The sequence below is a fragment of the Microbacterium sp. NPDC006705 genome, from assembly GCF_044903545.1.
Lineage (GTDB): Bacteria > Actinomycetota > Actinomycetes > Actinomycetales > Microbacteriaceae > Microbacterium > Microbacterium plantarum.
This window is the reverse complement of sequence record NZ_JBJDQQ010000001.1, coordinates 506,015-524,847: the sequence shown is the minus strand read 5'-3', so window position 1 is coordinate 524,847 and position 18,833 is coordinate 506,015. Positions and strand designations below refer to the sequence as shown.

Sequence of the window (18,833 nt, the reverse complement as noted above, 5' to 3'; positions counted from 1 at the left end):
GCTGTCAGCCCCCGGTCGCAACCTGAAACGGGTTGCGCCAGGAACGACGTTCAGACCAAGATTCGCCTCAGCAATGCGTCGCTACATGCTCAGGGTAGCCTTCCACCGTCAGGCCCCGATCGCGCAGCACGACGGAAAGCGGGGTCTCCGGATCGGCGCACATCTCGTCCCAGGTGCGCGGAAGATTGTCGGTGTACTCGATGTCGACGACGGCCTCGCCATAGACCTCGGTGTAGCGGGAGCACTCGAGATACGCGGCGCATTCCTCGACGACGGCGAAGTCGAAGCCTGCCTCGTCGCGGAGCTGGTGAGCGAAGTCCGCGGCGTTCTTCTGGCCTGCGGCGAGACCCGCATCGTGAGCGATGTCGACGTAGGCGGCGGCGAGAGCGAGATTGCCGTCGATGTCGAGCATGCCCTCGGAGCGCGTGAACGAATCGAGGTTGTCGAACTCGACCGCGTCGAACCCGGACTCGGCACAGCCGCGGATCCAGGGGGCGACCAGGGCGAGGATGCGCTCGCGTTTGTCGGCCGTCGATGAATCGATCAGCACCTCGTCGGGCCAGTCCGGATCGATGAGGGGCTCGCCGTCGACCGTCACGAGCAGATCGTCATCCCACAGGTCGCGTTCTGCCGGCTGCGTCTGGAACCCGTTCACGTAGCAGATCGAGTAACGGTCCGGCGCGGGCTCTGCTGTGCGGTCGCGGCCGACGATCTCCACGGCCTCGCCGGGCGGGTACGCTCCGCCCAGCTGGTAGTCCGGCTTTCCGCCGACCGGCGGCAGCGTGACGTCCACGGCGTGGGCGGACTCGGCGACATCCCTCTTCGCATCCCCCTGCCCGGGGATGCCGACAGCGCAGCCGGAGAGAAGGGCGGCGATCAGGATGGCCGAGCCGGCCTCCGCGAATCTGCGCACGACGAGCATGCTACGCGGGGTCGTCACGGTCGTCGGGGCCGCCGTCCGGGCCCTCGGGATCACGGCTGATCCGGGTGCGCGGGACGAAACGGGGAACCCACCGGATGAACCCCAACGCGCCGACGAGACCGAATACGCCCATGACACCGGCTGCCACCGGCAGCGAGGCGACAGCCGTGATCCCGGAGACCAGCAGCGGGGCGGCGGCACCGCCCGCGTCGGTGAGCGTGCGCCAGGAGCCGAGGAACGGGGCCGGGTTCGCCGTCGGCGCGACATCCGCTCCGAGCGTGAGGAGGATGCCGCTCGAAAGTCCGTTGCCGACACCGAGCACGGCGGTGAAGAGCGCGAACCAGAGCTCGGGCTGCGCGCTGGCCGACGTGAGTGCCAGCGCGATGAGGCCCGCGCTCATGAGCAGCATGGCGGGGAGGGCCGCCCACAGGCGGCCGAAGCGGTCCATGACCTGACCGCTGGCGTAGAAGAGCGCGAAGTCGATGGCTCCCGAGACGCCCACGACGAGTGCGATCGTCGAGCCATCCAGTCCGATCGCGACGCCCCACAGCGGCAGCAGCACCTGGCGCGTCGATCGCAACGCTGACAGCGACGCGGCGGCGACGCCGAGCCGCGCGAGCACGTCGCGATTGCGCCAAGCGGTGCGGACGACACCGGTGCCGGGGACGCGGCGCGTCCGGACGGGCGCCGTCGTGATCGCTTCGCCCTCGACGGTCCGTGCGATGGCGGGCGGCGGTCCCAGCCGCTTCTCGGGTTCGGGCCCGAAGGCGACCAGCGCGATCATCGCGACGAGGCAGACGCCGAAGAACCAGATCGTGGCGTGCTCGTCGCCGAACGCCCACAGCAGCGCAGCGGCGATGAAGGGTCCGACGAACATGCCGAGGCGGAAGCTGCCGCCGAGCAGCGACAGGGCCCGAGCGCGGAATGTGAGCGGCACGCGGGTGGTCATGAACGCGTGACGGGCGACTCCGAAGGCGGCCGCGCAGATGCCGATGAGGAAGACGGATGCCGCGAACACCCCCAGCACCGGGGCGAAGGCCATAGCCCCGACACCGACGAGGGCGAGCAGCCCGGCGATGATCATGGTGGCCCGCTCGCCGATGCGGGCGACGGCCCACCCAGCGGGCAGATTGCCGCACAGCTGTCCCACCACGAGTGCGGCGGCGACGAGCGCCGAGGTGGCGACGTCGGCGCCCAGCTCGGCGGCGATGACCGGGATGAGGGGTATGACGGCGCCCTCGCCGAGACCGAACAGGGTCGTCGGGCCGTAGATCATCGGGGCGAGGCGCCAGAAAACGCGGCGGATCGGTTCGTTCTCGTCGCTGGCTCCCATTGCTTCCACGATACTCTGGAGTGCCATGCTCGAATTCGATATCTCCGCCGACATCCAGGCCCTGCGCTCCACGTTCGCCGACATCCAGGCGGTGGTCGACGTCGAGGCTCTCCGGGCCGAGATCGCCCGCCTCTCCGAGGAGGCCGGCGCGCCCGATCTCTGGGATGACGTCGAGAAGGCTCAGAAGGTCACCAGCGCCCTCAGCCACCGCCAGGCCGAGCTCAAGCGCGTCACCGAGGTCGAGCGCCGACTCGACGACCTCGATGTCCTCGTCGAGCTCGCGATCGAGATGGACGATGAGGAATCGGCTGAGGAGGCGCGCAAGGAGCTCAAGCAGCTCGAAGAGGTCATCGGCCAGCTCGAGGTGCAGACCCTGCTCGACGGCGAGTACGACGACCGTGCGGCGGTCGTGACGATCCGTTCGGGCGCGGGAGGCGACGACGCCACTGATTTCGCCGACATGCTGCTGCGCATGTACCTGCGCTGGGCCGAGCGCCACAAGTACCCCGTGAAGGTCATGGACACCTCGTACGCCGAGGGTGCGGGGATCAAGTCGGCCACGTTCGAGGTCGACGCGCCCTACGCGTACGGCACGCTGTCGGTCGAAGCCGGTACGCACCGTCTCGCGCGCATCAGCCCATTCGGGTCGGCGGACAAGCGCCAGACGAGCTTCGCCGCCGTCGAGGTCATCCCGGTGATGGAGGAGGCCGTCGAGGTCGACGTCCCCGAGAACGACATCCGCGTCGACGTCTTCCGCTCGTCCGGTCCCGGTGGGCAGTCGGTCAACACCACCGACTCGGCCGTGCGCATCACCCACATCCCCACCGGCATCGTCGTGTCGATGCAGAACGAGAAGTCGCAGATCCAGAACCGCGCAGCGGCCATGCGTGTTCTGCAGACCCGACTCATGCTGCTGCAGCGTGAAGAAGAGGCGGCGAAGAAGAAGGAGCTCGCGGGCACCATCACCGCGAGCTGGGGCGACCAGATGCGCTCCTACTTCCTCTACGGCCAGCAGCTCGTGAAGGACCTGCGCACCGGCCACGAGGTCGGCAACCCGTCGACCGTCTTCGATGGCGACCTCGACGGGTTCATCGCCGCGGGCATCCGGTGGCGCAAGCGCAAGGACGACGACGCCTGATCGAGTGCTGAGGCGCGGATGCCGCGGCGCGCGGGTGTCGCGGCGTGGTTGTGCGGGGGAGCCGCTTAGGCTCATCGAGTCATGATCCGGTTCGAACACGTCAGCAAGCGGTATCGCGGCACCTCGAAGCCCGCGCTCAGCGACGTCGACTTCGAGATCCAGCGCGGCGAGTTCGTCTTCCTCGTCGGCGCTTCCGGATCCGGCAAGTCGTCGTGCCTGCGGATGATCCTGCGCGAGGATGTCGCCTCCGAGGGGCGCGTGGTCGTGCTGGGCCGCGACCTGCGCGGCCTGTCGACGCGCAAGGTGCCCTACTTCCGTCGCCACATCGGCGCGGTCTTCCAAGACTTCCGGCTGCTGCCCAACAAGACCGTCTTCCAGAACGTGGCCTTCACCCTCCAGGTGATCGGCTCGTCTCGCGCTTTCATCTCGCAGGCCGTTCCGGAGGCGCTCGCGCTCGTCGGCCTCGCGGGCAAGGAGAAGCGGCTGCCGCACGAGCTCTCGGGCGGAGAGCAGCAGCGCGTCGCCATCGCGCGCGCGATCGTCAACCGGCCGCAGGTGCTCCTGGCCGACGAGCCCACCGGAAACCTCGACCCCGCGACATCCGTCGACATCATGCAGCTGCTCGCCCGGATCAACGCCAACGGCACGACGGTCGTGATGGCCACGCACGAGGCCGGCTTCGTCGACCAGATGCAGCGCCGCGTGATCGAGCTGAGCGGTGGCGTCATGGTCCGCGACGAGGTCGGCGGCGGGTACGGCGACACCTCGGCACTCCCGAGCCTGGCCCCCGAGCCGGTGCGCGGCGCTGCCGCGGTCGCTGCTCTCACGGCGGTTCTGGAGCTGCAGCGTGAGATCGCCGAGACCCCGCCCACCGCGCACGTCCCGGTGCCCGACGAGCCCGAGGCGCCGGCGGAGCCGCCGCCGCCGGTCGGGGAGACGCGGGCCATCCCGATCATCGCCCCCGACATCGATCTTGCCGGCCTCGGACTGCCCGACGTCGCGAAGAAGCTCGGACTCGGCGATCGCGACGATCGCAGCGACGAAGTGGGGCCCACGTCATGAGAGTCGGCCTGATCCTCGGCGAGGCTCTGACGGGCCTGCGCCGCAACGCGTCGATGGTGATCTCCGTCGTCCTCGTGACCTTCGTCTCGCTCACCTTCGTGGGTGCGGCGATGCTCATGCAGATGCAGATCAGCAAGACGAAGGACTACTGGTCCGAGCGTGCGCAGGTCGCCGTCTACATGTGCCGTGAGGAAGCGACGGTGCAGAACTGCGCCGACGGTCCCGCGACCGACGAGCAGATCGCGGCGGTCGCCGAGAGGCTGGCCTCGCCCGCGTTGCAGAGCGTCGTGCGCGATGTGCGGTTCGAGACGAGTCAGGAGGCGTACGACAACGTCCTCTCGCTCATGGGGGAGGACTACGCCGAGTTCGTCAGCCCCGAGCAGCTGAACAACACCTACTGGGTCAACCTCGCCGACCCGTCGCAGAGCGACGTCATCAGCGAGGCGTTCAAAGACTTCGACGGAGTCGAGGAGGTCGCGAACCAGCTGCAGTATCTCGACCCCTTGTTCTCGGCGCTCACCGTCGCCACATACATCGCGGTCGGCATCGCCGGTCTGATGCTGATCGCTGCGGTGCTCCTCATCGCGACGACCATCCGGCTGTCGGCTTATGCGCGGCGGCGGGAGCTCGGCATCATGCGGCTCGTGGGAGCCTCCAACCGGTTCATCCAGACGCCCTTCATCCTCGAGGGGGTGTTCGCGGCGCTGATCGGATCGGCTCTCGCGAGCGTCGCGATCATCGCGATGGTGCAGGTCGGAGTCGGCGACTACCTGTCGTCGCAGATCGACTTCGTGACGACCTGGGTGAACCTGGGCGACGTCGCGCTGGTGGTTCCGGCTGTCATCGTGATCGGCGTCGTGCTGGCCGCCGTCTCGGCCGGGTTCGCGATCAGACGGTGGCTGCGCGCCTGAGGCCGAACCCCGCCGCGTCGCCCGCGCGTCGCCGTACCCCTAGACTGTAGGGCTGCGCCAGTGCACCAGGAAGGAGGCGCGTCATGCCGAAGGAACAGGGCGAGAAGCTCGTGGCGAGCAATAAGCGCGCCCGACACGACTACGCGATCGAGAAGACGTACGAGGCGGGTCTCGTGCTCACCGGCACCGAGGTGAAGTCGCTGCGGCAGGGCCGCGCGAACCTCACCGACGGCTACGCCTACATCGACAACGGTCAGGCCTACCTCGATGCCGTGCACATTCCGGAGTACTCGCAGGGTCACTGGACGAATCACGCGACCAAGCGCACGCGAAAGCTGCTGCTCCACAAGGAGGAGATCATCAAGCTCTCGCACGCGGTCAGCGCCGGGGGGTACACCCTCGTACCGCTACGGCTGTACTTCTCGGACGGCCGGGCGAAGGTCGAGATCGCGGTCGCGAAGGGTAAGCGCGAGTTCGAGAAGCGACAGACCATCCGCGAGCGCGAGGACAAGCGCGAGGCGGAGCGGGCGATGCGCACCCGCAACCGACTCGGCGAATAGCGGTATCCCGCTTCGCCGTCCGGTCGTCAACGGGCGCGGAAGCGCGCCTCGACCGCGGCGGTCACGACGATCTCAGCGGGCCGGAGCTCGATGCCCCCGGACGACGCGTCGGCTGACATCGTCGCCGCTCGCGCGAACATCGGCGCGGCAGGCGGAGCCTCGGCGCCGCTGAGGAGCCCGACATCGGCGATCTCGACAGGCTCGACCGTGCCGTGACCGAGCGCGGTCGCGTACGCCGAGGCGCGTGCCACAGCGACGCCGACGGCGGAGGTCGCGACCTCGCGTTCGATCGTCGCCCGTGTCGCGGGGGAGAGCCGCCACTCGACGTTCGAGACGCGCATCCCTTCGTCGTCGGAGAGCAGAGACACCCATTCCGCGAGCGCGACGAAGTCGTCGAATGTGGCCACGAGGTCGATCGTCGCGTGGTGCACGGGCGCGAGCTGGTTCCCCTCGGGGTTCCACGGCCGGTCGGACCAGGTCGAGACGGACCCGCTCGACCAGCTCGAGACGACGCCCGTTCGTGTGAGCTCCTCGAGGCGCGTGCGCAGGGGTGCGATCGTCGCGGTCGCCCGGGAGACGACGGCGGTCCGTTCAGGACCGTCGGCGGAGGCGGCGGCGGAGACGATCGCGACCTCGGGCGAGACGCGTCGCTCGGCCTCGCCGCGGACGGAGATGAGGATGTCTGCCATGCTCCGACTCTAGGCGCGAAGGGTGGGAATGGCGTGGGGCGCCGATCGGTTGTAGTCTGTAGTGCTCGGGTGCTGCGGCATCCGGTTTGGTAAGTCCACAGTGTGACAGCGGCCCTTCGACCGAAGGCTCATGGGGATGATCGGTTTCGACATCGCCTGTGTGTCGGCGAGAAGCGGGCCGAGGATGCAGGGTTATCTCGTTAACGATCTCTGCAAAACTATAAGTGCCGAATCCAAGCGCACTGACTTCGCCCTCGCTGCGTAAGCGAGCCCGATAGTCCGTCAGACCGTGTGTGATCCCGCCACGGACCCTGGCGTCATCTAGGGATCTTGCTGCGTGACGGCGTCCGGACGTCACGCGGGACTCTTCCCGGACTGGGCCCGTCGACTTATGTGTCTGTACTGAAAGTCGGGGCCGAGCAGAACGCCTCTACAGACTGCGCCCGGAGAAGACGCCGTATCTCAGCGATGGACGGGGGTTCGATTCCCCCCATCTCCACCACTGCCGCTGTCACGCTGCAAAGCCCCCGATCCCCTGGAAACAGTGGGATCGGGGGCTTCTGCTATGTCGAGCCGACACCGTCGTGCGCTACGTTCGGGGCATGGCGTATTGGCGGGACAACGTGAAGACGTGGTCGGGATCGCGGCTGTGGCTGTTGATCGTCCAGATCGTGGTGGCCGCCGGCCTGCTCGCCATGAACGTCTGGTCCGTCGCGCGCGGTGACGGCGGTGCATTCACGATGGTGCTCGCGGTGCTGTTCGGCGTGCTGCTGGTGTTCTGGGTCGCGACACTGATCGGCGCCATCAGGGCCCGTCGTGACGGCGCTGCCGCACACGACGAGGGTCCCGAGTGATGCTGTCGGCGCAAGCGAAAGCCCCCGACCTCGGTTGAGGCGCAGGGGCTTTCGCTGATACGTGCGGTCTCAGGTCTTGTTGCGAATCGAACGCATGAGCCAGGCGATGACCGCGATGATGATCAGCGCGATGCCGATGAAGAGCAGGAACTTCACCGCTTCGACGAAGATTCCCGTGAACAGCAACGCGATGCCGATGATGATGAGGATGATCGCAAGTGCAGGCATGCCTCGATTGTGCACGTGGGTGCCGCCTCACCGCAGGTGCTTGACCTCGCGGGCCGCAGACTCTATGCGCGAGGCTACGGACGTGCGTCGGCAGCCGACTGTTCGGTGCCCTGGTGGAAACGCAGCGCGAGGACGTCACCCGAGGTGGCCCAGACCGACGAATGCCGGCTGACCCGGGTACCGGCGATGAGCCGGTATGTCACGAGCACCGTGTCCACGTCGAGGCGCTGGATGACCCACTCGTCCGTATGCGGAGTGTCGCGGGTCGCCTCCTCCAGGAGCTCGACGAGAAGGTCGGAGCGCGTCCATAGGCGGCCGGACCGGCCGATCTCGGTGAAGTCCGGGTGGATGAGCTCGCGGAGGCGGCGCGCGTCCTGCCGGACGGCACTGGTGAGCAGGTCGCGTTCGGCGTCGCGGATACGGCCCGCCAGATCGTCGGCGACACCGACGGCGTGAAGCTCTCCCATCAACGTCGCTCGATGACGACGAGGCCCTGCTTCACATCGGCGACCTGGGCATAGCCTTCGCCGAAGAAGTATGTGACGCCGTATCCGTCGCCGTCGATGTTCAGCGCGAACGCCGGATCTTCGGTGATGTAGACCCCGCCGTCGCCCTCTTCGCGGATCCAGCCTTCCGAAACAAGGGCGCGCTCGGCGTCCGAGGTCTCGGCGGCTGTCAGCGGTGCCCAGCCGAACTGGAGGATGTTCCCGCCGGGTTCGGCCGCGTTCGTCCAGGTGCAGGAGACGCCCGCGTCGATCTGCATCTCGCCGATCATGAACGGGCCCTGCTGGTACTCCCAGCCCTGCGACTGCAGCTCTTCGAGGCTGGCCTCTCGGATGATGTTCTCGCAGGTCGGGTCCGGGAGCGCCGGCTCCGAGGCGGTGGCCTCTGGCGTCGCGACGGGAGAGGAGGGGACGGCTTCCGGCGGCGCGGTCTCCGTCGGTTCGGGTGCGGAGCAGCCGGTCAGGAACGTCAGAGCCAGGGCCGAGCCGGTCGCCAGGACGAGGGATGCGTGCCGCCGGGTCATGCGCGACCGCCCTCGTGAGCGAGCATCTCGAGGAAGGTGTCGTGCAGGATGCCGTTGGTCGCGAGCGATGAGCGCGTCGACAGGGTCTCAGCGCCGTCGATGTCGGTGAAGCGTCCCCCTGCCTCGGTGACGATGGGCACGTGGGCGGCCAGGTCGTACTCCTTGACACCGAACTCGGCGACGAACTCGAGCCGTCCTTCGGCGAGGAGCATGTAGGGCCACGCGTCGCCGTAGCCACGATCGCGCCAGACTCGGCGCGAGAGTGCGAGGAGCTGTTCGCCCCGGCCGACTTCATCCCACTGGTGGATGCTCTGGAAGCTGATGCTCGCCTGCGCGAGGTCGTCGATCGACGAGACCGAGAGTGACCGCGGCGTCGTCTCGCCCGGGACGTTCGTCCACGCCCCGTGCCCTGTCGCGGCCCACCAGCGACGACCGATGGCCGGCTGACTGACGACGCCGACGCGAGGCGTGCCGACCACGGACAGCGCGATCAGGGTCGCCCACATCGGGATGCCCTTGAGGTAGTTCGCGGTGCCGTCGATCGGGTCGATGATCCACTGGCGTCGTGCGTCGCCGGTGGCGCCATACTCCTCGCCCAGCACGCCGTCGTCCGGGCGCTCGGCGGCCAGCATGTCGCGGATGGCGCGTTCTGTGGCGAGGTCTGCCTCGGTGACGTGCGACGCGTCCGCTTTCAGGCGCACGTCGAGGTCGGCCGCGTCGAAACGGGCCATGCTCACCGCGTCGGCGGCGTCTGCCAACCGGAGTGCGAATGCCAGGTCGTCGGCCAGGGCGTCTGCAGAAGGCGCTGTCAGATCCGGTGTGGTGGGGGTCACGGCTCCAGGATACGACGCGCCGGGGGCCTCGATTGGCGCGACGACGCGAAGTGGGGTAACGTTTCTCCTCGGTTCGCTTCACTGCGAACAGCCTGCACCTCTAGCTCAATCGGCAGAGCAACTGACTCTTAATCAGTGGGTTCTGGGTTCGAGTCCCAGGGGGTGCACCAGCACGAAGGCCCTGCAACTCTCGCCAGTTGCGGGGCCTTCGTGTGTTGCCGTCAGGGCGCGGTCGAGCGCCTCAGAACGGCGGAGCGCTGCGAGCGGGCCGCGCGACAGCGACCGACCCGGTCGGTGCTGCGTGCAGGACGGAGTGCCATCCGTCACCGCCGGGCGGTTCCGTGACGGTGAAGGCGACGAGTGGTGGTGGTACGTCTTCGCGGTAGACCCGCCCGGTCGGTGAGGTCCAGATCAGCCTTCCGCCCGCGAGTTGTCGGACTCGCCACCGGGTGTGGTGTTTGACGTCGTGGTGTCTCTTGCAGAGGTTCGCGAGATTGCGGACATGTGTCGCCCCGCCGTCGGATGCGGCGATGGTGTGGTCGATCTCGCAGCGGATGGCGGGTTGCCGGCATCCGGGGAACCGGCAGTGCCGGTCTCGGGCTCGCAGTAGCCGCACCATGGCCGCGGTGGGCCGGTAGCTGTCGCACTCGAGGACCGTCCCGGTGACCGGGTGGGTGAGAAGCCGGTCCCAGGAGGTCGCGTTGCCTGCGAGTTCGCGTGCGGTGTTCGCGTCGATGGGGGAGCGGCCGGCTAGGTCGGCTGGCCCGTCGTCCTGTCCCATCAATGTCAGTGCCGACACCGCGACCTGCACGTGCGCGCGGATCGCCCCGAGCGTTCCGTTCTCGTCACCGGTGCCAGTCGGGTCGAGCGCCGGCGTCCCCGCGAGGAGCAGGTCGGAGAACACGTCGGCGCGGACCTGATCGATCGATCGCGCATCGTCGACGAACGACGACCCGTCGCGAATTGTCGTGTCGGCGCCGGGTGAGCCGCCGTTCGCGTCGGCTCGAACGCCAGGCGCCTCGGCTCGCGCGTCAGCGTCAGCGTCGGCGTCAGCGCCGCCACCCGCCGCGTCAGCCTGGGCCCGCGCGTTGATGATCTCCCGGGCCTGACGCGTCAGCCGGTCCACGATTCCGTCGGCGATCACGGTCGGCAGGGTCGCGATCAGGTCGGACATTCCGTCCGGCCCGGTCTGCACCCGCACGCCCCGTCCTGCGGCGGCTTCTTCGTGCCGTTCGGTGAACGTCCGCGGGTGAATCCGCTCCGCGATCGTCCGCAACGCGTCCCGCACCCGGTTGGGTGTCTCGCCCTCGCACCGCTCGATCGCGACGCGTTCGAACTCCGCCCGGCCCTCCACGGGCACGAGGCATCCGACCTCCTGAATCACCCGCACATGCCCACGCACGATGCGCCCGTCCTCCCACGCGGCCATCGTCAGCGGGAAGTTGTCGACCAGATCGCGCGCCTCGTCGATCCGACGCTGCAGTGTCCGGTCGGTCGCGATGAACACCCCGGCCAGCTCCGCGGCGATCCCGCGCAACGCCATCTCGCGCGCCTTGACCTTCTCCGACGCGCCCACGGCCTGCTTCTCCGCGAGAACCCCCGCCGCAGCGAGCACCCGAACCTCACGAATCTGCGCCAACCGCGCAGCATCCGCCGCGCCCTCGGCATCCGCGACCAGCACCGCCACGGCATCGACGTCACCGTCGCTGCCTATCCCGCTGCCGGGCCGGCCGCCGAGTTCGTCATTCGAATGCATGTTCGAATACTGTCACGGACCCCCGACATCGGCCCAACACTCTCCACAGGGGCCGGAATCTCGTCCCCGCGGCGGGGACCTGCATGGGCCATCGACGTCGGGGACGCTCGTAGGCTTGAGAACATGACCACGCCCGAGATCGTCATCGTCGCCGCCGCCCGTACGCCGCAGGGGCGCTTGCAGGGGAGTCTGTCGTCCGTTTCGGCCCCCGAGCTCGGTGGCGCCGCCATCGCCGGTGCTCTCGCAGCATCAGGCGTCGCCGCCACTGCGGTCGACGCCGTCATCATGGGGCAGGTCCTCCCCGCGGGCAATGGACAGAATCCGGCTCGGCAGGCCGCGCTCGCGGGCGGCATCGGCTGGGACGTCCCGGCCTCGAGCGTCAACAAGGTCTGCCTCTCCGGCCTCACGGCGATCATCGACGCCGCGCGCATGATCGCGCTCGGCGACGCCGAGGTCGTGGTAGCCGGCGGCATGGAATCGATGAGCCGGGCGCCCCACCTCCTCCCGGGCTCGCGTTCGGGCTGGTCCTATGGATCGATCGAGGTGCTCGACCACACCGCCTTCGACGGGCTCACCGATGCGTACGACCGCGAGAGCATGGGCGCCTCGACCGAGCGCCTCAACCCTCGGTTCGCTGTGTCCAGGCAGGACCAGGATGCCGCTGCCGCGCGCTCTCATCAGCGTGCTGCGGCAGCCCGCGACGCAGGCCGCTTCGCGGCTGAGATCGCTCCGGTGGCGGTGCCGCAGCGTCGGGGCGAGCCACTCATCGTCGATACCGACGAGGGCATCCGTGCCGATACGACCGTCGACACCCTCGGTGGGCTGCGTCCCGCCTTCGCGAAGGACGGCTCGATCACCGCCGGCAATGCCTCTCAGATCTCAGATGGCGCAGCGGCGGTCGTGTTGACGACGCGCGAGCGCGCCGAGCGGGAGGGATGGTCGGTGATGGTCGTCGTCGGTGCCAATGGCCAGGTCGCCGGTCCCGACAACTCGCTCCACGAGCAGCCGGCCGCCGCGATCGAGCGGGCCCTGGCGAAGCAGGGTATGACGGTCTCGGAGCTCCATCTCGTCGAGATCAACGAGGCGTTCGGCGCCGTCGTGGCAGCCTCGGTGCGCCGGCTCGGTGTCTCTGCTGACATCGTCAACATCGACGGCGGCGGCATCGCGCTCGGGCACCCCATCGGCGCTTCCGGAGCACGGCTCGTCGTCCACCTCGCCCATGAGCTCGCGCGCCGCGGAGCCGGAGCAGCGGCCGCGGGTCTGTGCGGCGGCGGCGGTCAGGGCGAAGCGCTCATCCTGACGCGCTGAGCCCGCCTCGACCCGGGGTCAGCGCCGGCCGCGCTTGACCCGCTCCGCGAAGAGCTTGTCGCGGTCGACGTTCGAGTCGTCCGCCACGAGCCGCCCACGAGCACCGCGGTAGCTGTCGACGACGGCGCCGATCGCCAGCGCCATCGTGATGCCCCAGCTGAGCCATGCCAGGGCGGTGCGCCACGTGAACGGCTCGTCGCTGCGGGCCGAGCGGAGGAGCGTCACGCCACCGGTGATCGCGGAGAGGAGGCCGGTGCCGAAAAGGTACTTGCGCATACCACAAACGTAGCCGCCCGCAGGGGGCGCTGGGCGCGCGGGTAGGCTGGGATCACCGCCGATCGCAGCCTGGAGGCATGCATGAGCACCGCTGATTTCGTCGTCGTCGCCAACCGGCTTCCGGTTGACCGGAACACGGACGGTGGTGGGGACGGAGAATGGCGCCGTTCGCCGGGAGGGCTCGTCACCGCCCTCGAGCCCGTCATGCGCCGCACCGAGGGCGCGTGGGTCGGCTGGCCCGGAAAGCCCGACCTCGAGTTCGATCCGTTCGACTTCGACGGCATGCACCTCGTACCCGTCGCCCTCAGCGCCGCCGACGTCGAGGACTACTACGAGGGCTTCTCCAACGACACGATCTGGCCTCTCTACCACGACGTCATCGCCGCCCCGCGATACCGGCGCAACTGGTGGGAGGCATACCAGCGCGTGAACCGGCGCTTCGCCGAGGCTGCGGCTGCGGTGGCAGCGGACGGCGGAACCGTGTGGGTGCAGGACTACCAGCTGCAGCTCGTGCCGAAGATGCTGCGCGACATGCGTCCCGACCTCACGATCGGGTACTTCCACCACATCCCGTTCCCCGCTTACGGGCTGTACTCGCAGCTCCCGTGGCGGAAGCAGGTGCTGGAGGGCCTCCTGGGCGCTGACGTGATCGGTTTCCAGCGCGTGGCCGACGCCGGCAATTTCGCGCGCGCTGTGCGGCGTCAACTGCGGTACGAAACCAAGGCCAGCGGCATCCGCGTCCCCGCCCCGGGCGGAGGGCACCGCACGGCACTCGCCAAGGCGTTCCCGATCTCGATCTCGACCGACGACTACATCGAGCTCGCACAGCGTCCTGACATCCAGGCGCGGGCCGCGGAGATCCGCGAGGATCTCGGCAACCCCAAGACGGTCCTGCTCGGCGTCGACCGGCTGGACTACACGAAGGGCATCCGGCACCGCCTCAAGGCCTTCGGCGAGCTCATCGAGGATGGACGGGTCTCCGTCGAGGACGCCACTCTCGTGCAGGTCGCCAGCCCCAGCCGGGAGCGCGTCGAGTCGTACGTGCAGCTGCGCGACGAGATCGAGCTGACCGTCGCGCGCATCAACGGCGACCACGACACCTGGGGTCACAGCGCGATCCGCTACATGCACCAGGCGTTCCCGCGCGAAGAGATGGTGGCCCTCTTCCTCGCCGCCGACATCATGCTCGTCACCGCGCTCCGTGACGGCATGAACCTCGTCGCGAAGGAGTACGTCGCCAGTCGCATCGACAACCGCGGGGTACTCGTCCTGAGCGAGTTCGCCGGTGCTGCCGACGAACTCGCGAGCGCCGTGCGCATCAACCCGCACGACATCGACGGAATGAAGGATGCCATCGTGCGGGCGATCGAGATGCCCGCAGCCGAGCAGGGGAGGCGCATGCGGGCTCTCCGCAAGCGCGTCCGCGAACACGACGTCGACGACTGGTCGCGATCGTTCCTGGACGCGCTCGCGACCGCCGCTCAGTCCAATAGCCCGGCTGAGTCGGCTGCCACCGCGCGCGCCGTCTCGACCGCCGCCACCGAAGCGGAGCACAGCGCATGAGCGCCGTCGCGTACACATCGCCCGACGGTCTCGCAGAAGCCGTCGCGCGCGCAGCGAGCGCACGGCACCTCCTCATCGCGCTCGACTTCGACGGCACGCTCGCCCCGCTCGTCGATGAGCCGATGTCGGCCAGAATGCTGCCCGCCGCGCGCGACGCGCTCGCGCGGCTCGCTCACGCACCCGCGACGACGGTCGCGCTCGTGTCGGGTCGTACGCTCGAACACCTGGCCGAGATCTCCGAGCGCGAGCCGGATTCGCGGATACATCTCGCCGGCTCGCACGGCGCCGAGTTCTGGCATCCGGGCGCGGACTCCGCCCATGACAGCGACAGCGACGTCTCACTCCGCGACGAGCTCACGGCGCGCGCGGAGCAGATGATCGGAGGCCTCGACGGCGCATGGATCGAGCACAAGCGGTTCGGGTTCGCCCTCCACACGCGGTTGGCCGATCGGGAGCAGGCCGCCGAGGCAGCCACCCGGATCGATGATCTCGTCCGGACCGAGGCGCCCGCGTGGCGCCGCCGCACCGGCCAGGACATCCTCGAGTTCGCCTCGCGGCACGAGGGCAAGGACTCGGCCGTCCGCAGCCTCCGTGATCGGGTCGGGGCCGACGTCGTCCTCTTCGCCGGCGACGACGTGACCGACGAGGACGCGCTCGCCTCGCTCGACCCGGGCGACGTGGGGATCCGCGTGGGTGGGGGAGAGACGGTCGCTCAATACCGGGTGGCGGATGCCGCCGCCCTCGCGGTCCTGCTGGGACGGCTCGCCGAGGCCCGGGCGGGAGAATGAGCCCTGCCGCACGGGCATAGAATTCGAGAATGTCCGACAGCTCCGAGACCATCGACATCAAGCCCCGCAGTCGTGCCGTCACCGACGGCATCGAAGCCACGACCTCCCGAGGCATGCTCCGTGCCGTCGGAATGGGCGACGAGGACTGGGACAAGCCCCAGATCGGCATCGCCTCGAGCTGGAACGAGATCACCCCCTGCAACCTGAGCCTCGACCGGCTCGCGCAGGGTGCCAAGGAGGGCGTCCACTCGGGCGGCGGCTACCCGCTGCAGTTCGGCACCATCTCCGTCTCGGACGGCATCTCGATGGGCCACGAGGGCATGCACTTCTCCCTCGTGTCGCGCGAGGTCATCGCCGACTCGGTCGAGGCCGTCATCATGGCCGAACGCCTCGACGGCACGGTCCTGCTCGCCGGCTGCGACAAGTCGATCCCCGGCATGATGATGGCGAGCGCGCGCCTCGGCCTGTCGAGCGTCTTCCTGTACGCCGGCTCGACGATGCCGGGCTGGGTCAAGCTGAGCGACGGCACCGAGAAGGACGTCACGATCATCGACTCGTTCGAGGGTGTCGGCGCGTGCCGTGCCGGAAAGATGAGCGAGGCGGACCTCAAGCGCATCGAGTGCGCGATCGTCCCGGGGGAGGGTGCCTGCGGCGGGATGTACACCGCCAACACGATGGCCTCCGTCGGCGAGGCCCTCGGCCTCAGCCTGCCGGGCTCCGCCGCGCCGCCGTCGGCCGACCGCCGTCGCGACTACTACGCCCATCGCTCGGGCGAGGCCGTCGTCAACCTCCTGCGTCAGGGCATCACGACGAAGGACATCCTGACGAAGGAGGCGTTCGAGAACGCGATCGCCCTCGTCATGGCCCTCGGTGGCTCGACGAACGCCGTCCTCCACCTCCTCGCGATCGCCCGCGAGGCGGAGGTCGACCTGAGCCTGCACGACTTCAACCGCATCGGCGACAAGACGCCGCACGTCGCGGACATGAAGCCCTTCGGCCAGTACGTCATGAACGACGTCGACCGGCACGGCGGCATCCCCGTCGTCATGAAGGCCATGCTCGACGAGGGGCTGCTGCACGGCGACGCTCTGACCGTGACCGGAAAGACTCTCGCCGAGAACCTCCGCGACCTCGACCCGGAGCCGATCGACGGCAAGGTCATCCACACGTTCGACAACCCGATCCACGCCAGCGGCGGCATCACGATCCTGCACGGGTCGCTCGCCCCCGAGGGCGCCGTCGTCAAGACCGCAGGCTTCGACGCCGCGGTGTTCGAGGGGCCCGCGCGTGTGTTCGAGCGCGAGCGCGCGGCGATGGATGCCGTGGCGAACGGTGAGATCGAGCCGGGCTCGGTCATCGTCATCCGCTACGAAGGCCCGAAGGGTGGACCGGGCATGCGCGAGATGCTCGCCATCACCGCCGCCATCAAGGGCGCCGGGCTCGGAAAAGATGTACTACTCTTGACGGACGGACGATTCTCAGGCGGCACAACCGGCCTGTGCATCGGCCACATAGCACCCGAAGCGGTGGACGCAGGTCCCATCGCATTCGTGCGCGATGGTGATCTGATACGGGTCGATATCGCGGCTCGCTCCCTCGACCTACTCGTCGACGAGGCTGAGCTGAACGCCCGCCGCGACGGCTGGGCCCCTCTTCCCCCGCGCTATACCCGTGGCGTTCTGGCCAAGTACTCCAAGCTCGTGCGCTCCGCCGCGGAGGGCGCGACCACCGGCTGACTTCGGCTCCGACATCGTCTCCTCTTCTCCAGCGAGGTTCATCACCATGTCCACCGACATCTCCGCGGCCATTCCCCGGCCGCCGTCCCGCACACCCTCGGCACCCGTGATCACGGGAGCAGAAGCCGTTGTCCGATCGCTCGACAACCTCGGCGTCACCGAGGTCTTCGGGCTCCCGGGCGGCGCGATCATGCCCGTCTACGACCCGCTCATGGACGACGAGGCGGTGCGTCACATCCTCGTCCGTCACGAGCAGGGTGCAGGGCACGCGGCCGAGGGCTACGCCGCGGCATCCGGCCGGGTCGGCGTCACGATCGCCACCTCGGGCCCGGGCGCGACCAACCTCGTGACGGCGATCGCCGACGCGTACATGGACTCCGTCCCGCTCGTCTGCATCACCGGGCAGGTGTTCTCGACCCTCATGGGCACGGATGCCTTCCAGGAAGCCGACATCGTCGGCATCACGATGCCGATCACGAAGCACTCGTTCCTCGTGAAGACCGCCGAGGAGATCCCCGGCGCGATCGCCGCGGCGTTCGAGATCGCCGGCACCGGCCGCCCCGGCCCGGTTCTCGTGGACATCACGAAGGACGCTCAGCAGAACAGCGCGCCGTTCGTGTGGCCGCCGAAGATCGACCTGCCGGGATATCGTCCGGTGACCAAGGCGCACGGCAAGCAGATCCAGGCGGCTGCGCAGCTTCTCGCCGAGTCGCACAAGCCCGTGCTGTACGTGGGCGGCGGTGTCATCCGCGGCGGCGCATCCGACGAGCTGCTGACGCTCGCGGAGGCGACCGGCGCACCCGTGGTCACGACGCTCATGGCGCGCGGCGCCTTCCCCGACTCGCACCCGCAGCACCTCGGCATGCCGGGCATGCACGGCACGGTGCCCGCGGTGCTCGCGCTGCAGGAGTCCGATCTGATCGTCGCCCTCGGTGCGCGCTTCGACGACCGTGTGACCGGCAAAGCGTCGTTGTTCGCGCCGCACGCCAAGGTCGTGCACGTCGACATCGATCCGGCCGAGATCTCGAAGATCCGCTTCGCCGACGTCCCGATCGTGGGCGATGTGCGCGACGTGCTGGTCGACCTCGAGTCGGCCTTCCGCGGCGTCATCGGCGACGGCAAGCCCGACACGACCGAGTGGTGGGCCTACCTCGACGGGCTGCGCGAGGAGTTCCCGCTCGGTTACGCCCCGACGACCGACGGGCTGCTGTCGCCGCAGCACGTGATCCAGCGGATCGGCGAGCTCACGGGCCCCGAGGGCGTCTACGCCTCGGGCGTCGGCCAGCACCAGATGTGGGCCGCACAGTTCATCAAGTACGAGCGCCCCAACTCATGGCTCAACTCCGGCGGCGCCGGCACGATGGGCTACGCGGTGCCCGCTGCCATGGGTGCGAAGGTCGCTCAGCCGGAGCGCGTCGTCTGGGCGATCGACGGCGACGGCTGCTTCCAGATGACGAACCAGGAGCTCGCGACCTGCGTCATCAACCAGATCCCGATCAAGGTCGCGATCATCAACAACTCGTCGCTGGGCATGGTGCGGCAGTGGCAGACGCTGTTCTTCGATGGCCGTCACTCGAACACCGACCTGAACACCGGCCACGGAACGGCGCGCGTCCCCGATTTCGTCAAGCTCGGCGAAGCGTACGGCTGCCTCGCCATCCGGGTCGAGACCGAGGACCAGATCGACGACGCCATCAAGCTCGCCCTCGAGACGAACGATCGCCCCGTCGTGATCGATTTCGTCGTGAGCGCCGACGCGATGGTGTGGCCGATGGTCCCGCAGGGTGTGAGCAACAGCTACATCCAGTACGCCCGCGAGCACGCGCCCGCATTCGACGAGGAGGCCTGA

The 18,833-nt window shown here is 68.8% G+C and carries 19 protein-coding genes, 1 tRNA gene and 1 other RNA gene; 12 read left to right on the top strand and 9 right to left on the bottom strand.

All coding sequences use genetic code 11. From position 1 onward, the window contains the following. Nucleotides 1-67 precede the first annotated feature (67 nt). Together ACI2K6_RS02505 and ACI2K6_RS02500 are read right to left on the bottom strand one after the other, a co-directional pair. Nucleotides 68-922: an endo alpha-1,4 polygalactosaminidase gene (locus ACI2K6_RS02505; protein ID WP_404568567.1), complete on the bottom strand. Its 855-nt coding sequence runs from the start codon at nt 920-922 to the stop codon at nt 68-70. Between the two features lies 1 nt (nt 923). Further along, on the bottom strand, nt 924-2,255 hold the full coding sequence (locus ACI2K6_RS02500) for an MFS transporter (protein WP_404568566.1): 1,332 nt from the start codon (nt 2,253-2,255) through the stop codon (nt 924-926). A 25-nt stretch (nt 2,256-2,280) separates the two neighbouring features. Between ACI2K6_RS02500 and prfB the strand changes: the two genes are divergently transcribed. The 4 genes from prfB (at nt 2,281) to smpB (ending at nt 5,926) form a co-directional block, all read left to right on the top strand. After that, on the top strand, nt 2,281-3,393 hold the full coding sequence (gene prfB / locus ACI2K6_RS02495; protein ID WP_023951108.1) for a peptide chain release factor 2: 1,113 nt from the start codon (nt 2,281-2,283) through the stop codon (nt 3,391-3,393). An 81-nt stretch (nt 3,394-3,474) separates the two neighbouring features. After that, nucleotides 3,475-4,455, top strand: a complete 981-nt coding sequence (gene ftsE, locus ACI2K6_RS02490) for a cell division ATP-binding protein FtsE (protein WP_404567988.1) — start codon at nt 3,475-3,477, stop codon at nt 4,453-4,455. Further along, nucleotides 4,452-5,366: a permease-like cell division protein FtsX gene (gene ftsX / locus ACI2K6_RS02485; RefSeq protein WP_112614372.1), complete on the top strand. Its 915-nt coding sequence runs from the start codon at nt 4,452-4,454 to the stop codon at nt 5,364-5,366. The genes ftsE and ftsX overlap by 4 nt, the downstream gene beginning before the upstream one ends. A gap of 83 nt (nt 5,367-5,449) precedes the next feature. Next, a complete protein-coding gene (gene smpB / locus ACI2K6_RS02480; RefSeq protein ID WP_112614374.1) occupies nt 5,450-5,926 on the top strand; it encodes an SsrA-binding protein SmpB in 477 nt (158 codons plus the stop codon). A 26-nt stretch (nt 5,927-5,952) separates the two neighbouring features. Here the strand turns inward: smpB and ACI2K6_RS02475 are convergent, their stop codons facing one another. Further along, nucleotides 5,953-6,615, bottom strand: a complete 663-nt coding sequence (locus ACI2K6_RS02475) for an SIMPL domain-containing protein (RefSeq protein ID WP_404567985.1) — start codon at nt 6,613-6,615, stop codon at nt 5,953-5,955. A gap of 132 nt (nt 6,616-6,747) precedes the next feature. Between ACI2K6_RS02475 and ssrA the strand changes: the two genes are divergently transcribed. Then, nucleotides 6,748-7,117, top strand: a transfer-messenger RNA (tmRNA) gene (ssrA, locus tag ACI2K6_RS02470). Nucleotides 7,118-7,217: 100 nt separating this feature from the next. Further along, complete coding sequence (locus ACI2K6_RS02465) at nt 7,218-7,469, top strand: hypothetical protein (protein WP_282502470.1); 252 nt, start codon at nt 7,218-7,220, stop codon at nt 7,467-7,469. Between the two features lie 69 nt (nt 7,470-7,538). Here the strand turns inward: ACI2K6_RS02465 and ACI2K6_RS02460 are convergent, their stop codons facing one another. The 4 genes from ACI2K6_RS02460 to ACI2K6_RS02445 form a co-directional block, all read right to left on the bottom strand. After that, nucleotides 7,539-7,697: a hypothetical protein gene (locus ACI2K6_RS02460; RefSeq protein WP_269266462.1), complete on the bottom strand. Its 159-nt coding sequence runs from the start codon at nt 7,695-7,697 to the stop codon at nt 7,539-7,541. Nucleotides 7,698-7,771: 74 nt separating this feature from the next. Beyond that, entirely contained in the window at nt 7,772-8,164 is a 393-nt protein-coding gene (locus ACI2K6_RS02455; RefSeq protein WP_282502471.1) for a DUF4440 domain-containing protein, read from the bottom strand. Beyond that, nucleotides 8,164-8,724, bottom strand: coding sequence for a hypothetical protein (locus ACI2K6_RS02450; protein WP_112614380.1), 561 nt, complete (start codon nt 8,722-8,724; stop codon nt 8,164-8,166). Before ACI2K6_RS02450 ends, ACI2K6_RS02455 begins: the two co-directional genes overlap by 1 nt. Beyond that, nucleotides 8,721-9,557: an inositol monophosphatase family protein gene (locus tag ACI2K6_RS02445; RefSeq protein WP_282502472.1), complete on the bottom strand. Its 837-nt coding sequence runs from the start codon at nt 9,555-9,557 to the stop codon at nt 8,721-8,723. The genes ACI2K6_RS02450 and ACI2K6_RS02445 overlap by 4 nt, the downstream gene beginning before the upstream one ends. Nucleotides 9,558-9,651: 94 nt before the next feature. On the opposite strand from ACI2K6_RS02445, the gene ACI2K6_RS02440 reads away from it, so the two are divergent. After that, nucleotides 9,652-9,727: transfer RNA gene (locus ACI2K6_RS02440), tRNA-Lys, on the top strand. 71 nt (nt 9,728-9,798) lie between these two features. Here the strand turns inward: ACI2K6_RS02440 and ACI2K6_RS02435 are convergent. Then, complete coding sequence (locus ACI2K6_RS02435; protein WP_404567981.1) at nt 9,799-11,313, bottom strand: DUF222 domain-containing protein; 1,515 nt, start codon at nt 11,311-11,313, stop codon at nt 9,799-9,801. Between the two features lie 123 nt (nt 11,314-11,436). On the opposite strand from ACI2K6_RS02435, the gene ACI2K6_RS02430 reads away from it, so the two are divergent. Next, the gene (locus ACI2K6_RS02430) at nt 11,437-12,621 is read left to right on the top strand and encodes an acetyl-CoA C-acyltransferase (RefSeq protein WP_404567979.1); all 1,185 of its coding nucleotides are present in this window, start codon (nt 11,437-11,439) and stop codon (nt 12,619-12,621) included. Between the two features lie 18 nt (nt 12,622-12,639). Here the strand turns inward: ACI2K6_RS02430 and ACI2K6_RS02425 are convergent, their stop codons facing one another. Next, complete coding sequence (locus tag ACI2K6_RS02425) at nt 12,640-12,897, bottom strand: hypothetical protein (RefSeq protein ID WP_112614388.1); 258 nt, start codon at nt 12,895-12,897, stop codon at nt 12,640-12,642. An 81-nt stretch (nt 12,898-12,978) separates the two neighbouring features. Here ACI2K6_RS02425 and ACI2K6_RS02420 point away from each other — a divergent pair, with 81 nt between their 5' ends. Genes ACI2K6_RS02420 through ACI2K6_RS02405 form a run of 4 tightly spaced genes read left to right on the top strand, consistent with a single transcriptional unit; the run spans nt 12,979 to nt 18,833 of the window. Continuing rightward, nucleotides 12,979-14,460 carry a trehalose-6-phosphate synthase gene (locus ACI2K6_RS02420; protein WP_274177769.1) on the top strand — a complete coding sequence of 494 codons (1,482 nt, stop codon included), beginning with the start codon at nt 12,979-12,981 and terminating at the stop codon, nt 14,458-14,460. Then, nucleotides 14,457-15,248, top strand: a complete 792-nt coding sequence (gene otsB, locus ACI2K6_RS02415; protein ID WP_404567977.1) for a trehalose-phosphatase — start codon at nt 14,457-14,459, stop codon at nt 15,246-15,248. The genes ACI2K6_RS02420 and otsB overlap by 4 nt, the downstream gene beginning before the upstream one ends. A 29-nt stretch (nt 15,249-15,277) precedes the next feature. Further along, nucleotides 15,278-16,984 carry a dihydroxy-acid dehydratase gene (gene ilvD / locus ACI2K6_RS02410; RefSeq protein ID WP_112614394.1) on the top strand — a complete coding sequence of 569 codons (1,707 nt, stop codon included), beginning with the start codon at nt 15,278-15,280 and terminating at the stop codon, nt 16,982-16,984. 46 nt (nt 16,985-17,030) lie between these two features. Further along, a complete protein-coding gene (locus tag ACI2K6_RS02405; RefSeq protein WP_404567975.1) occupies nt 17,031-18,833 on the top strand; it encodes an acetolactate synthase large subunit in 1,803 nt (600 codons plus the stop codon).

Bases quoted from the DNA above. Each gene is read 5' to 3' on its own strand.
- ACI2K6_RS02505 (WP_404568567.1), bottom strand. From the start codon at position 922: ATGCTCGTCGTGCGCAGATTCGCGGAGGCCGGCTCGGCCATCCTGATC.
- ACI2K6_RS02500 (WP_404568566.1), bottom strand. From the start codon at position 2,255: ATGGGAGCCAGCGACGAGAACGAACCGATCCGCCGCGTTTTCTGGCGC.
- prfB (WP_023951108.1), top strand. From the start codon at position 2,281: ATGCTCGAATTCGATATCTCCGCCGACATCCAGGCCCTGCGCTCCACG.
- ftsE (WP_404567988.1), top strand. From the start codon at position 3,475: ATGATCCGGTTCGAACACGTCAGCAAGCGGTATCGCGGCACCTCGAAG.
- ftsX (WP_112614372.1), top strand. From the start codon at position 4,452: ATGAGAGTCGGCCTGATCCTCGGCGAGGCTCTGACGGGCCTGCGCCGC.
- smpB (WP_112614374.1), top strand. From the start codon at position 5,450: ATGCCGAAGGAACAGGGCGAGAAGCTCGTGGCGAGCAATAAGCGCGCC.
- ACI2K6_RS02475 (WP_404567985.1), bottom strand. From the start codon at position 6,615: ATGGCAGACATCCTCATCTCCGTCCGCGGCGAGGCCGAGCGACGCGTC.
- ACI2K6_RS02465 (WP_282502470.1), top strand. From the start codon at position 7,218: ATGGCGTATTGGCGGGACAACGTGAAGACGTGGTCGGGATCGCGGCTG.
- ACI2K6_RS02460 (WP_269266462.1), bottom strand. From the start codon at position 7,697: ATGCCTGCACTTGCGATCATCCTCATCATCATCGGCATCGCGTTGCTG.
- ACI2K6_RS02455 (WP_282502471.1), bottom strand. From the start codon at position 8,164: ATGGGAGAGCTTCACGCCGTCGGTGTCGCCGACGATCTGGCGGGCCGT.
- ACI2K6_RS02450 (WP_112614380.1), bottom strand. From the start codon at position 8,724: ATGACCCGGCGGCACGCATCCCTCGTCCTGGCGACCGGCTCGGCCCTG.
- ACI2K6_RS02435 (WP_404567981.1), bottom strand. From the start codon at position 11,313: ATGCATTCGAATGACGAACTCGGCGGCCGGCCCGGCAGCGGGATAGGC.
- ACI2K6_RS02430 (WP_404567979.1), top strand. From the start codon at position 11,437: ATGACCACGCCCGAGATCGTCATCGTCGCCGCCGCCCGTACGCCGCAG.
- ACI2K6_RS02425 (WP_112614388.1), bottom strand. From the start codon at position 12,897: ATGCGCAAGTACCTTTTCGGCACCGGCCTCCTCTCCGCGATCACCGGT.
- ACI2K6_RS02420 (WP_274177769.1), top strand. From the start codon at position 12,979: ATGAGCACCGCTGATTTCGTCGTCGTCGCCAACCGGCTTCCGGTTGAC.
- otsB (WP_404567977.1), top strand. From the start codon at position 14,457: ATGAGCGCCGTCGCGTACACATCGCCCGACGGTCTCGCAGAAGCCGTC.
- ilvD (WP_112614394.1), top strand. From the start codon at position 15,278: ATGTCCGACAGCTCCGAGACCATCGACATCAAGCCCCGCAGTCGTGCC.
- ACI2K6_RS02405 (WP_404567975.1), top strand. From the start codon at position 17,031: ATGTCCACCGACATCTCCGCGGCCATTCCCCGGCCGCCGTCCCGCACA.